Genomic DNA, 12747 nt, shown 5'->3' with positions numbered 1-12747 from the left:
ACCGATTGATTACCTGTATTATCGTTATATAGTCATCTACATGACTGATAAAATAAAACCACTTCCTGATACCATTGACGAGCTGAAAGCACTTGTGCTTCAGCTTGAAAATAAATATAACCGTCTTCTAGAGCAATTTCGGCTGGCTCAACATCAGCGCTTTGGTAAAAGCAGTGAATCTGACTCGACTCAATTTGATTTATTCAATGAAACAGAAGAAGAAATCATCATTGAAAATGATGACACACAAACGATTACCTACACTCGTCAAAAGCCAAAACGCCAACGCTTACCTGAAGACTTACCGCGTACTGTTATTATCCACGACATAAAAGATAAAACTTGTAAGTGTTGCGGTCTAGAGATGCATGCGATGGGTAAAGACATCAGTGAAAAGTTGGAATTTGTACCAGCTAAAGTGGAAGTTATTCAACATGTTCGTCCTAAATATGCTTGCCGAAATTGTGAAAAAAACAATACTTCAGTAGACATTAAACAAGCCCCAATGCCAGCGTCACCAATCCCTAAAGGGATTGCGACCGCAAGTTTACTTGCTCAAATTATTACGGCTAAATTTCAATACAGTCTTCCACTTTATCGTCAAGAAACGTTATTTCAGCAATGGGGTATCATTATTGGACGGCGAACGATGGCGGATTGGTTAATAAAATGCTCGGTACTATTTACCCCTCTTAATAACGAGTTACATCGTATTTTGCTTGAACAACCCACTCTGCATTGTGATGAAACAACGGTAAATGTGTTGGATGTTGAAAAAGCAAAATGTTATATGTGGGTCTACTGCTCTGGCTATGATTCTCCAGGCTCTGGTGTTTTGCCTGGAATTGTACTTTATGATTATCAATCTAGCAGGCATGGCTACCATCCAGTTAACTTTTTAAAAGGTTATAACGGGTATTTACATACCGATGGTTACCAAGGTTATGAACAAACTGAAGCGATTTTAGTTGGCTGTTGGGCACACGCACGTCGACGATTTATTGAGGCTCAACGTGTTCAAGTAAAAGGGAAAACAGGGAGTGCAGATTGGGTATTGAGTAAAATCCAAAAGCTATACCGGATCGAATCGTTATTAAAAGAGGCTTCCCCTGAAGCCAAGTATGTTGCTAGGCAGACAGAAGCCCGCGATTTACTTAAAGAGCTCCGTGATTGGCTTGATAGCGCAGTTAGTCGAGTATCACCTAAAACAAAATTAGGTGAGGCGATTAGCTATACATTAAATCAATGGGATAAATTAGTTCGTTATATTGATGATGGATTGTTATCTATTGATAACAATCGAGCAGAGCGAGCGGTTAAACCGTTTGTTATCGGCCGGAAAAACTGGTTATTTTCGGGTTCAACGGCTGGTGCAGATTCAAGTGCAATGCTTTACAGCATTGTAGAAACAGCAAAGGCAAACGGATTAATCCCTTACGATTATATTAGGTATTGTCTAGATCGTTTATGTGTTGGATCGCCAGATATCGATTCACTTTTACCTTGGAATGTAAAAGACAAGGTGTAGTTCCCCGCACGCTTACGCTCCGCCAACAGACTCACCTGAATTAGTCGCATTAAGTGCGTATTCTTACTGGTTAGCCATGGGGGGGTTATTAGACAAATATGGAATGCAAGATACCCCGATCCCAGAATTATCCGATACCGCAGTTCAGCTTGGTGGTAATGATGAAACGTTCATCTTACCTGCTGAAATGATGAAAGATTTACCCGCTGGAAAACGAGGGAAATTAGCTGGTCGTAGTTTCCCAAAACTAGATAAACCGGAGCAAGCCCCTTCTATTGAGCGTGGCGAGATCGTTTACAACACTACGTGTGCAAGCTGTCATGGTGCCAATGGCGAAGGCATTAGAGATCACGGCGTGCAATCTTTCCCACCACTATGGGGTAAAGACTCATTTAACTGGGGCGCAGGCATGCACCGTGTAAATACTGCCGCCTTCTTTATCTATGAAAACATGCCACTTGGAAAAAGTATTCAGATCACCAAACAAGAAGCATGGGATGTTGCTGCCTTCATGAACAGTCATGAACGTCCTCAAGATCCTCGTTACAAAGGGGATTTAAAAGCAAACCAAGAAAAGTACCATAACCACCAAGGCTACTACGGTAAAACCGTAAACGGAAAAGTATTAGGCGAACCTTCATTTTAATAAAAATGCCTAATTAACATTATAAATAGCAACGTCTAAACAAAGCCCTTATTGCTTCGCTAATAAGGGCTTTTTATTGTAATTTTGTTAACAGGATCTCTGTTAATTGACACCGAATACGCTATATTGCCGCAAAATGTCAACCTTATTGATAATTGAGTCCATAATGAAATTCAGCGTTAACACATTAGTTATTTCTGCTCTCTTTGCTTCTTTTTCGACTTTTTCTGCTCCTGTTGAATTTCAGAAGATCCCAGAGATCATGACAAAATTTGAATCTGCTCAGTTGTTTGTAAAAAGCTCACCAACGCTAGGTCGATTACCAAAAGAAGCCGAACTAGGAAAAGAGTTTCCAACGTACGTTTCTGATGGCAAAGGCGGTTACCACCTAGAAACAAGCAATACGATGATCAAAGAGGTTGTTGTCGCTAGAATGCCAACCGCAGTTGTCGATGATATCTATAACGAATGGTTAGTACCTCAAGACGTATGGAAAGGCACTTATGGTGTTCTTCCTACCTCAACAGAGTTCGCGTCATTTAAGCGTATTAAAACCATCAAAGCCGTTAAGATTGATGATGAAATGCTAACACTGATGGGCAGTGACGATGGTAAAACTGCGACCATTAAAGTGAGCTGGGACGATAAAGGAATGACAGTCTACAAAGACGGTTACCTTGCCGATTATGAATACGGCATTGCACCAGAAGAAATGAAAGCAAACTATGAACTGGCAAAATAAATAGCCAAATCAATAAAAAAGAGAGACTATTATCACCTCTCTTTTTATTCATAACCCCTTTACTCTCTAGATAACAACATAGTTCCAGCCAATAAAGACATTGCTATTAATACTAACCCTAAATTTCCAATCACACCTGCAAGCCCTAAGCCCCCACCAATTAAACTGTAATACAACAATCCTAATACCGCGCCTGCCGTGCCTACTTGGTGTTTATAATTAACTAATGCTGTACTAAATATATTAGGGCTTGCCATACCAAACCCCACCACAACCATAGCCATTCCGACTAAAAACCAAAGACTATCTTGATAAAGATATACCTGAACGGCCCCCATAAAACTGAGTAATACCGCAATCTGAATCAATCGCTGGGAACCCCATTCTTTTGCTAACAAGTGTTTATTCATCGAGCTTCCTATAACGGACGCGCTCGCCAATATCACTCCACTGTAACCAAATTCAATCGAACTTAAGCCAAACTGACTAAACATAAATGGCGCTAAAGAATAATAGCTAAACATCATGACGTTAAAGCAAGCAACCAAAATCGCACTTTTCCAAATATCCCCATCTTTAAGCATTGCCTTAAAAACACTCATAAAACTGACGGTTTGAATGTGAGCAGGTTTAGTTTCAGGTAAAGAAAAGGCCGATACTGTCAGTAATATAAAAGCCATGAAAAGCAGTAAACTAAACACCACTAAGTGCCCAAAATATTCAGAAAGAAATCCGCCTAACAGTAAACCAACAACGGGACTGATCGATACAGCAACGATTGCTAATGAAAACACTTTTCCTAACTCTTTGCCTTCATAACTATCACGTAATATCGTTTGTCCAATAACAGAGCCTACTGCCGCTCCAAACGCTGAAATAACACGTGCAATTAATACCATATCAAAATCAGTTGCCATGATGGCTAACAAACAACCAACGCCATAAGTCAATAAACCACACAGCATGGATTTTCTACGTCCAAGGTAAGGAATTTGAATGTTGCTGAGTTAGCATTGGCCCGTCTAAAAAAGCCAATTTCACCATCGCTGTTTTTTTAAAAGGTATCGAAAATATAATTATCGGGGATTTTATAACTGTTTTAGCCCTATTTCATGAGTTTTAGATACACTTATCCTACAAACCTTATTATGCTGCCCTCAATTCTGACTGAACTATCGCATGGGTGACTAAATCATTGACCGAATTTCCGACTCGGAAATTCGTAAACACCAGACGACTTTCACATAAAATACATTCGTACGGATCTACTTTTACATATCCTTTTAACATTGCGGCATACCCTGGCATTTTCGGCTCAGCTTCTATTGTCATACCTAAAGCTGCATAAACTCTAGGCAGAGCTTCTCCACGACGACGCATTGATAAAAAACCGTAGTATCGGATCATCTTGAAATGTTTATCAGGATAGTGCTCTACTATCCGTCTTATCATCTCTTCTGGTGATAATGTTAGGCTGTCTGTTGTTCCTGTTCGATGGTCTAAATAATTAAACGTTATCATTCCGCCTTTGGCGTAATGACTTAAACGTGACGCTGAAATCGGGGGCCGTTTTAAATACCGACCAAGATAGTTCATCGTCGGTTTTACATTATTTGTCTTTTTAGCAAAATGAAGCTTCCAACGACGATTATATTGACTGCTTAAAAAGCGTGACCAATCCGTTTTATTACGGATATAGGGGCATTCTTCGCTTGATAAATCAAGCTCATAATAAGCCTTACCCAATAAACTGACGATAGCCGCTCTCCAACAAGGCTCTGTCGTTTTCATTTGGAAGTAAATGGGTTTCCATAAACCGGTACGTTCACAAATTCCCCCACGAGTGACCGATAAATGTAAGTGCGTATTCCAATTCAGTTTTCGACCGTAAGTATGAAGAGCACAAAAGATACCGACATCTATTCCTTTATCTTTTGCCCATCCCAGCAGAATGTTTGCAGCACATTTGAATAATTTATTTAACAGCCAACGGTTATGACGAAAGATAGGCCATAGCGTGTTTGGAAGGGTAAAGGTGATGTGTTGATATTCGCATTCAGGGAAGACATGTTGTTGCTTTTGTATCCATCGCTCTGTGGCTTTCATGCCACAGCTACTGCACGCTCGAGATTTACAGGTTTGGTGAATATATTTGATATGGGTACAGTCAGGGTTGCAACAATGATATTCGCGAGAGCCAAAAGCCGCTGTCCCACAGGACAGCATCTTTGTGACATTTTCAATCACGACCGCTCTTAGGTTAGCTTTGTTATTATGAAGAAATTTAAGCCAGTTATTTTGACTATTAAATAATTGTTTCAGGGGTTTATATGCGTGCATGGCGATAGGATAAACGATTTATTGGCAACAATGGAAGAGGTTGAGTCCTTTTGATTTGCGCCGTAGGCGCCTATTGTTCAGAAAGAAAGCATTACCGCAAAATATGGCCACGATGACGTCGCGAACCAATTAGGTCACGCTATCTCTAAACAGCTTTCTGAAATTGTTGATGCGACTGACGTAAAATACGGTTACCACGGCAAAGCATTGCTTCATGCTCAAGGTGGCATTAGCTTAGATATTGATGTAACTCCTGGTGTTCGTATTCCTTATGGTACAGAACCAGATCCAGTGTCTTATGTGCAAGCAACCGCTGGGCATCATCAATATTACACATCAGGCATCAGTGATATTTTGACTATCGATGAAACGGTAAAATCAAACCCAGAAGCGATGTTTAATTTAGCAAAAGGGGCTCTGCACTCTGGCTATCGTGAATTTACAGCAAACGTTGCATCGAATGATTTAGTTCGTGTGACTGGCTATATGATCAAGTTGTCTGATATTGCAAAATTTGACGATGAAGGTTCTCGCACTAATACCACATTCTTAGGTGCCGAAGCGGCAAAGAACACGGGAATATTAAATCGTAAGCCACGTGTAGCGGCATTAGAAATCACACCAACTTACGCAGAATAGTTCATATTATGGTAAACGCTTCCCCATTAAGCAGCGATACCATCAACTATGATAAAACAGGAATGGTCAGCAAAGTGCTGACCTTTTCTTGTGTTGATGGCCCTGGCAACCGCCTTGTGATCTTTCTACAAGGCTGTAATTACGATTGTATTACTTGTCATAACCCTCATACCATTAATCACTGTGATCATTGTGGTGATTGCGTTGAGCCTTGTCCGACAGGGGCATTAACCTTTGATGATTCACCAAGTAGAAAAGTAATTTGGAATGAAGCGCTGTGTACTCAATGTGATAAATGCATTGATGTCTGTCCAAGTAAATCAAATCCAAAAATAACGACATATTCGGTAGAAAAGCTGCTCGAACTCACGAAAAAATACGCTCCATTTTTAAGTGGCGTTACTATTTCGGGTGGTGAAGCAACCCTACAATTGCCGTTTATTATTGAATACTTTAAAGCCATCAAATCAGAAAAATCACTCGGCCACCTTACGTGTTTTATTGACAGTAATGGCAGCTTATCAGAGCAAGGTTGGACAAAAGTATTGCCTTATCTTGATGGCACAATGATTGATTTAAAAGCATGGCAGAACGACACGCATTTATGGTTGGTCGGCAGAGAAAATCACCGTGTATTACACTCCATCAATTTTTTACAACAACATAATAAATTGCATGAAGTTCGCTTGTTGTATATCCCCAATAAAACCGATTTACTCACCGAAATAGACGCGATTAGTGCGTACTTAAAAACATTACCAGAATACATTCAAATTCGACTGAATGCATTTCAGCATCATGGTGTGGTTGGTGAAGCGCTAGCATGGGATAAGTGCAATGAAACACAAATGAATGAATTTGAGGCGAGTTTAGTAAAACGATTAGGGCGAAGCGTTATCACCCCTTCGGTTTATACTTAAAATTACGCTTCTCACTAGAGATCTGCATTTGATTTAAATACAGTTACTTAGAAAACACCGCGGTTAAGTATCGATTATTTAACCCTTTGGTTAATATCGACTGCACTCTAAAAAACAACGCACTTGGCTTTTTAACGTAATGTTTAATGATGTTTCGACCGACACCTTGAGAGCGATTTTCTTTCGACTCTTTTTTAGAAAAAAGCCCTTTAAATTCCCAATACTGGATCTGCTCAAACGTTTCACCTGCTTGGTAATCAGAGGCAGAAAACAAACGATAAAAAGAAGCAACCGTAAAATCATGCAGATGATGTGGATTACCATCAACCGTTGGTGTTGTAGGTACAGACGCGATCATCACCCCTTTATCGCTTAATTGCGTCAATAGATGCGTCACCATTTTTTGAGGTTCAGGAACGTGCTCAATGGTTTCTAAACTAATAATGGTATCGAATGTATGTGCTGAATCATCCGTTTTTTTCAGAGTGAAACTCATACCATTACCGCACTCATAGCGGAGGTTATCTGCTTGATAATGTATTTTTGCGTATTCAACGGCTTTAGGATCAACATCTACACCAACAAATTGTTTGTCAGGATGCACTTCTGCCATTAATGCCGTTCCGTAACCACAACCACACGCGATGTCTAGAACGTCGGTTCCGTGTAATTGTTCCGAGGCAAATTGATAACGTTCTAAATGAATATCCAATACCTCTTGATGACTTTTTTCATCTCGATTGAGCTGCTTTGGATAAATACGCTCTAATGAGTGTTCTGCAATACTATTTTCTTGTTGTAAATCCATGTGAACACCTTGGTAAATAGAGTCTATATCATGTTATGTCGATGAAAGAGAAAGGTTAACATGCTAGATCGTAACAATAACCGACACACTCTTACCGTTTAAAAACTCGCTCGGACTCAGAAAATTTAATGTCTTTCTAGGTCGAGAATTAATCAAAAACTCTGCCTGTTTAATCTCTTTTGCAGTAAGTTCTCCAATGGCCATTCCCTTTGGGAAAAAACGTCTTAGTAAACCATTGGTATTTTCATTCAAACCTCGTTGCCAAGAATGGTAAGGTTTAGCAAAATAAATGTCACAGTTCAGATGCTTAGCTATCTTAGCATGACCTGCGAACTCTCCGCCATTATCAAATGTGATTGTTTTGCAAAGCTCTTTAAAGGGCTTCATCATGCGATTTATCCCGCGAGTAACGGCCTTTTTGGATTTATTGCGTACTTTGCACGTAACTAATAGCTTAGACACTCGTTCTACCATCGTTACTAAATACCCGTCTTGACCATAAACAGTGTCACCTTCCCAGTGACCAACCTCAGATTTATCATCGACAATAGCAGGGCGTTGAGATATATCAATGCGGTTAGGAATGAGTCTTGCTCCTGCTTCTACACCTTTGCGTTGTTTGTATTTTTTGCCTTTTCGAGCAAGCATCCTTTGCCACTGCTCTCTTTTAATTGCGTTGTAAATAGTACTGCAACATATTGTATTTTCTATTTTTTCTCTACGCATTCGTCCAGATATTTGCTCTGGGCTCCAACCAAGCTGAAGATATAGGTGAATTATTTTTTTATTCTTTTGGCTGCATTTTGTGTGCTTAATCGAAAGTGTTCTTTTTTGGAAAGCGTGTTTATGCGCTTGCTCGGCAGAATAGCTTCCAGCAGGACAACGTCGTAGTTCCTTTGAAATGGAGCCATTGCTCCGTTTTAATTTTTGTCCTATTTCACGAGCAGAAATACTATGTGTATTCCACGCTTCAATCTGGTATCTTTCACCTAGTGTCAGTTGCTTATATTGGTATCCCATGGGGTTACCTTAGTTGATTGTGTGAGAGCTTGAAGCTTATAGGCAACTGACTCTCAAATCTATACCAAAGTGTGTCGGTTATTCTTGGAACCTAGGCATTATTTCTCTTTTTATATTAGTTCTTCTAATTCTTTATGCGATTCAATAACCAGTTCAACGCTTGGTCATTCAAACTTAACTTATTATAAACCACACTGTAAACAACCTGTCCGTAACCAAAAGGCAGCGGTTTTTCAATTAAATCTTGCGCTTTTTTTGCTACTTCAAACCACTTTTTAGAACAGGTAAATAAAAAATCAGAATGATGGCACATCGCCGCCGCACTGCCAAAATCAGCCACTGACATTGCCATGTTTCTCGGTTGATGTTGCTGCGTTAGCAACTGCTCAAAATAAGGCTGATTTAATTCTTTATCAAAAATACCAATGTGCTTATACGTTAAGTAATTCTCAACCGTAAGGGGTTTTGTCGCTAATGGATGATTTGATTTCATTAAGCACACCATTTCATCGTCAATCACGGTTTCCCACACTAACTGCTTTTCATTCGTTGGTGGCTGACTTTTATCATGCGGTAGAATAATGGCATCCACTTGCCCACTCAAGAGCGCATCGAAACCAAGTTGTTCTTTAGAGTGAATATCAATGTGAGCATGAGGCGCTTGATTGGATAAAATATCACTGATAATCGGTGCAAAAATTTCAAGCGTACTCTCACGCATAGACAATGAAAACTTCCCCGTAAATGCCTTTGGTTCAAAAGATGACTGATTCAACAATCCATTCATATTGTTTAAAATAAGGTGCACTGTCGGCCCCACTTTTAGCGCAAAAGCCGTTGGGATAAGTTGCGTACCATCGCGATAAAAAAGTTCATCACCAAGCAATGATCGTAATTGCGATAACGTTTTACTGACACTGGATGGACTCATGTATAAAATTTCAGCGCTTTGAGTAACACTGTGGGTAGACAGCATTACATGCAGAGCCGTCAGTTGTTTAAAATTAATACGAGAGAGTTGAATAAGATCCATAGCGCCAGTTACATAAGGTGATTGAATGGAACGGATTATAATACGAACCTATAAAAATAGATGCGAAAAAAATGCCACGATGACACGCGCAAACTGCATAATTTACACTTTCTCACAATACCCTGACTTGAATCTAGAGGACGATTCCCCTATTATCACGCCCTTACTCTTTGGGGAGTAGCCCGCTTTCTTGTTTTAATCGCTTAGGCAAAATAAGCAGAAAGTTCGTATATCAACATAATTGATGCAAAATCATCATGGTATACGAGACAAGCATGAGCAACTTGTTCGGCAAGACCTTAGATTAACATCACGAACCATTGGGTGGGCGTGAGGTTTTTCTATGGACTTATAATAATAATCCCGCCCAAATGAGTAATGTCGTGAGTGTACTAGCCATATCAATAACCACCGTCGCCTTAGCGGAAATCGGTGATAAAACCCAACTCCTCTCTTTACTGCTTGCCAGTAGATACCGAAAACCAATCCCTATTATTGCTGCGATCTTTTTTGCAACTCTGTTAAACCACACCTTAGCCGCCTATTTAGGGGTTGTCGTTGCCGATTACCTAACACCTGAAACCTTAAAGTGGGCTCTAATTATCAGCTTTGTCATAATGGCTGGTTGGGTCTTGATCCCAGATAAATTGGATGATGACGAAAAAATCTCAAACCGAGGTCCTTTTGTTGCCAGTTTCATTGCCTTTTTCATTGCTGAAATTGGGGACAAAACTCAAATAGCCACTTCCATTTTAGGCGCTCAAAATGCCGATGCCCTTAGTTGGGTTATTCTGGGTACGACAATAGGTATGTTATTGGCGAATGTGCCCGTTGTTCTAATTGGTAAATTTTCTGCTGATAAGTTGCCATTAACCTTAATTCACCGCGTAACGGCAGTGATTTTCTTAGGGTTAGCCGTAGGCACTTTCTTTGGTATGTAATAGGTAAAGCATGAGTAGTGACTGATTTACTCATGCTTTTCACATAAGAAAACAATCATCTAATTATTGATAGAATATCGACTCTACCTTGAATTCTATCAATAAGACCTTATCTTTATATAAAGAGACCAGAGCTTCACACCTACATGCTCTATTAATCCTTATTTCAATCAGAATATTAATGATGGACTATTTATGAACCCAGTTATCAACACTATTTTAGATCACCGTTCAATCCGTGTTTTTACCAATGACCCTATTTCTAAAGTGCAATTAGATACCATCATTAGCGCAGGAATTGCCGCCTCTTCGTCAAGCTTACTTCAAGTAAACTCAATTATTCGTATCACTGATATGGAAAAGAGAAAAGCACTAGTTGAACTTTCTGGCGGCCAGCCTTATGTTGAAGGTGCCGCTGAGTTTCTGGTTTTTTGTATTGATTTTCAACGTCATCATGAAATGAATCCTGACGTAAAAGCTGAATATACAGAGCTAACACTGATTGGTGCTGTCGATGCAGGAATAATGGCACAAAACTGCTTACTCGCGGCAGAATCAATGGGCTTAGGTGGCGTGTATATTGGCGGTTTACGAACTCATGCTCAAGAAGTGGACGATTTACTTGAGTTGCCTCAACACACTGCAGTGTTATTTGGCATGTGCTTAGGTCATCCCGATCAAACGCCACAACAAAAACCACTTTTAAGTCCTGAGGTTATTGTTCATGAAAATACGTACAAGCCATTAGATAAAAACAAAATCCATGAATACGATGAAACCATGTTGCAGTATTACGCCACACGTAACAGCAATCAAAAGCAAAGTTCATGGTCGGAGCAAATTACAAGCAAGCTATCTCAAGAATCACGCCCTCACATTAAAGGGTACTTAAATAACAAAGGTCTAGCGATTAAATAACAACGAGCATGAGTGCCGTCGAATCACTCATGCTTTTCTTTTAAACCCATTTTCGCCAAAAGAACAAACCAATAAGTCCAAGAGAAATACCAATACAAATCAACGTTACAATCCAAAATGCGATGCTTGATTCAACCCCTGGCATTCCGCCAACATTGATCCCCATTAAGCCAGTAAAGAAACTCAGTGGTAAAAAGATCGCCGCAATAAGCGTCAAAACATAAGATCGTTGGTTTATTTGCTCTGACATTTGATTACTGATTTCTTCTTGAATCATGCCCGATCTTTCTCTTAACACATCAATATCTTCAATATGTCTAATTTGACGTTCTGAAATGCTTCTTAAATTCAAACGATGCATATCATTTAACCAATTTAGAGGCTCGTTAATTAGCTTATTCATCGCTTCACGCTGTGGTGCAAGATAACGACGCATACCAATACTTTGCTTTCTTATTTTAAGTAATGAGCTTCGTATCTCCCTAAGATCATCGCCTTCTAAGGCTTCTTCTTGTATTAATAACTCATCTTCAAGATTATCGACCGTATCAGACATTTTTCTTACTATACGATCAATCCATTCAACCAAGAGCTCGGGTATATCTTTAGGCCCATGACCTTCGTTTAAATGTTTTAGTATGTCTTGAGTAGAAAGTAGAATGCGCTTACGGGTACTGACCATTCATTTTCCATCAGTCCATACTCGCAATGAAACCATATCTTCCGGTTCCGCATTAGGGTTTAAGTTAATGCCTCGAAAAACAGCTAATACGTTATTATTTCGACTTAAAATATGAGGACGGCTGTCTTCACTGAATAAACTGTCCAATACAATTTCGTTTAATTCTGTATTATCACTCAGCCACTGATGAATCTCTTCATCGGTATAATAGCAATGCAACCAAATATCTTCATTTCTAGCCCATACCTGACAACTATCTTCCCAAGAAAGACTTTTCATTCCACCCTTGTTATCTAACACTATTCCATGAATAAAACCTTCGGGTGTTTTTTCTGTGCCATCCATAATTATCGACGTCCTACAGTGACATTGTGTAAATATGACATCTTATATTATGTCTAACTTCATGTATTCAACTGTTACCTCTGGTTATCTTCTAAATACCCCTTTACCCTTTATTTTTTGGGGTATTTGTCACCTCTTATTTATGTTACGTTCCACCACCTTAATCTCAGGTCCTAGTTGTTAGT

Annotated in this window: 10 protein-coding genes, 3 pseudogenes and 1 riboswitch; of the genes and pseudogenes, 7 read left to right on the top strand and 6 right to left on the bottom strand. The window is 39.5% G+C overall.

Annotated elements, in window-relative coordinates; all coding sequences use genetic code 11:
• The first annotated feature begins 40 nt into the window (after positions 1 to 40).
• The 3 genes and pseudogenes from VSAL_RS21640 to VSAL_RS21630 all read left to right on the top strand — a co-directional run bounded on the left by VSAL_RS21640 (position 41) and on the right by VSAL_RS21630 (position 2916).
• Positions 41 to 1528 carry an IS66-like element ISVsa2 family transposase gene (locus VSAL_RS21640; RefSeq protein WP_012549008.1) on the top strand — a complete coding sequence of 496 codons (1488 nt, stop codon included), beginning with the start codon at positions 41 to 43 and terminating at the stop codon, positions 1526 to 1528.
• A 1-nt stretch (position 1529) separates the two neighbouring features.
• Positions 1530 to 2174 (top strand): annotated as a pseudogene (locus VSAL_RS21635) (c-type cytochrome); the annotation flags it as partial.
• Between the two features lie 166 nt (positions 2175 to 2340).
• Complete coding sequence (locus VSAL_RS21630) at positions 2341 to 2916, top strand: hypothetical protein (protein ID WP_044583615.1); 576 nt, start codon at positions 2341 to 2343, stop codon at positions 2914 to 2916.
• Positions 2917 to 2975: 59 nt separating this feature from the next.
• On the opposite strand, the gene VSAL_RS21625 is transcribed toward VSAL_RS21630, so the two are convergent.
• On the bottom strand, positions 2976 to 3908 hold the full coding sequence (locus tag VSAL_RS21625; protein ID WP_269447627.1) for an MFS transporter: 933 nt from the start codon (positions 3906 to 3908) through the stop codon (positions 2976 to 2978).
• Positions 3909 to 4062: 154 nt separating this feature from the next.
• Positions 4063 to 5256 (bottom strand): IS91-like element ISVsa9 family transposase, encoded by a 1194-nt coding sequence (locus VSAL_RS21620; protein ID WP_012548955.1) that lies wholly within the window; start codon positions 5254 to 5256, stop codon positions 4063 to 4065.
• A gap of 72 nt (positions 5257 to 5328) precedes the next feature.
• Here VSAL_RS21620 and VSAL_RS21615 point away from each other — a divergent pair.
• A pseudogene (locus tag VSAL_RS21615) lies at positions 5329 to 5895 on the top strand (glycyl radical enzyme domain-containing protein); the annotation flags it as partial.
• Positions 5896 to 5903: 8 nt separating this feature from the next.
• Positions 5904 to 6815, top strand: a complete 912-nt coding sequence (locus VSAL_RS21610) for a YjjW family glycine radical enzyme activase (RefSeq protein WP_012552297.1) — start codon at positions 5904 to 5906, stop codon at positions 6813 to 6815.
• Between the two features lie 43 nt (positions 6816 to 6858).
• Here the strand turns inward: VSAL_RS21610 and VSAL_RS21605 are convergent, their stop codons facing one another.
• The 3 genes from VSAL_RS21605 to VSAL_RS21595 form a co-directional block, all read right to left on the bottom strand.
• Positions 6859 to 7623 (bottom strand): class I SAM-dependent methyltransferase, encoded by a 765-nt coding sequence (locus VSAL_RS21605; RefSeq protein ID WP_012552296.1) that lies wholly within the window; start codon positions 7621 to 7623, stop codon positions 6859 to 6861.
• A 63-nt stretch (positions 7624 to 7686) separates the two neighbouring features.
• A complete protein-coding gene (locus VSAL_RS21600; protein ID WP_012549047.1) occupies positions 7687 to 8643 on the bottom strand; it encodes an IS30-like element ISVsa7 family transposase in 957 nt (318 codons plus the stop codon).
• A 124-nt stretch (positions 8644 to 8767) separates the two neighbouring features.
• Complete coding sequence (locus VSAL_RS21595) at positions 8768 to 9676, bottom strand: LysR family transcriptional regulator (protein WP_012552295.1); 909 nt, start codon at positions 9674 to 9676, stop codon at positions 8768 to 8770.
• Positions 9677 to 9836: 160 nt separating this feature from the next.
• Positions 9837 to 9966: riboswitch (yybP-ykoY riboswitch) on the top strand.
• A 93-nt stretch (positions 9967 to 10059) separates the two neighbouring features.
• On the opposite strand from VSAL_RS21595, the gene VSAL_RS21590 reads away from it, so the two are divergent.
• Both VSAL_RS21590 and nfsA read left to right on the top strand, forming a co-directional pair.
• Complete coding sequence (locus VSAL_RS21590; RefSeq protein ID WP_026025609.1) at positions 10060 to 10617, top strand: TMEM165/GDT1 family protein; 558 nt, start codon at positions 10060 to 10062, stop codon at positions 10615 to 10617.
• Between the two features lie 195 nt (positions 10618 to 10812).
• Positions 10813 to 11535 carry an oxygen-insensitive NADPH nitroreductase gene (gene nfsA / locus VSAL_RS21585; protein WP_012552293.1) on the top strand — a complete coding sequence of 241 codons (723 nt, stop codon included), beginning with the start codon at positions 10813 to 10815 and terminating at the stop codon, positions 11533 to 11535.
• Between the two features lie 40 nt (positions 11536 to 11575).
• On the opposite strand, the pseudogene VSAL_RS21580 reads toward nfsA, so the two are convergent.
• A pseudogene (locus tag VSAL_RS21580) lies at positions 11576 to 12496 on the bottom strand (zinc transporter ZntB).
• Between the last annotated feature and the right edge of the window lie 251 nt (positions 12497 to 12747).

The sequence above is a fragment of the Aliivibrio salmonicida LFI1238 genome (assembly GCF_000196495.1).
In the GTDB taxonomy this organism is placed as follows: domain Bacteria; phylum Pseudomonadota; class Gammaproteobacteria; order Enterobacterales; family Vibrionaceae; genus Aliivibrio; species Aliivibrio salmonicida.
The sequence above is the reverse complement of the archived record's forward strand: the minus strand, read 5'-3'. Positions and strand labels throughout refer to the sequence as shown.

Coding starts and splice junctions, on each gene's coding strand:
- VSAL_RS21640 (WP_012549008.1), top strand. CDS start 41: ATGACTGATAAAATAAAACCACTTCCTGATACCATTGACGAGCTGAAA.
- VSAL_RS21630 (WP_044583615.1), top strand. CDS start 2,341: ATGAAATTCAGCGTTAACACATTAGTTATTTCTGCTCTCTTTGCTTCT.
- VSAL_RS21620 (WP_012548955.1), bottom strand. CDS start 5,256: ATGCACGCATATAAACCCCTGAAACAATTATTTAATAGTCAAAATAAC.
- VSAL_RS21610 (WP_012552297.1), top strand. CDS start 5,904: ATGGTAAACGCTTCCCCATTAAGCAGCGATACCATCAACTATGATAAA.
- VSAL_RS21605 (WP_012552296.1), bottom strand. CDS start 7,623: ATGGATTTACAACAAGAAAATAGTATTGCAGAACACTCATTAGAGCGT.
- VSAL_RS21600 (WP_012549047.1), bottom strand. CDS start 8,643: ATGGGATACCAATATAAGCAACTGACACTAGGTGAAAGATACCAGATT.
- VSAL_RS21595 (WP_012552295.1), bottom strand. CDS start 9,676: ATGGATCTTATTCAACTCTCTCGTATTAATTTTAAACAACTGACGGCT.
- nfsA (WP_012552293.1), top strand. CDS start 10,813: ATGAACCCAGTTATCAACACTATTTTAGATCACCGTTCAATCCGTGTT.